The sequence below is a fragment of the Streptomyces sp. P17 genome, assembly GCF_032436805.1.
Lineage (GTDB): Bacteria > Actinomycetota > Actinomycetes > Streptomycetales > Streptomycetaceae > Streptomyces.
In genome coordinates this window covers 1-272 of record NZ_JAVRBF010000812.1, presented here as the reverse complement: position 1 = coordinate 272, position 272 = coordinate 1, and the positions used below count along the sequence as shown (strand labels likewise).

Sequence of the window (272 nt, the reverse complement as noted above, 5' to 3'; positions counted from 1 at the left end):
CAGATGCGGCGCGTGCTGGTCATATTGGTCAAAGCCAAGTGCCAGCCAGCCGCCGCCTTTGAGAAACCGCAACATGGCCGAAAACCCCGACCTTCCGCGTGGAAACAGCGGCTCAGCGATGGCACGGATGGCGGGAATGTAGTGATCGTTGAAGAGCGCGTTGTTCATCGGGCGATAGAGCGCCCCGACCGGCCACCCCCGCGCCGCCAGCGCCGCGCGCATCGCGTCGTAATTGCCAAAATGCGCAACGGCCAAGATCACCGGGCGACCGC

General features: G+C 64.3%; 1 protein-coding gene. It reads right to left on the bottom strand.

The genetic code is table 11. The features are described from left to right. Positions 1-272: hypothetical protein (locus RMT89_RS43050; RefSeq protein ID WP_315889205.1), on the bottom strand; the 272-nt coding region annotated here is incomplete at both ends.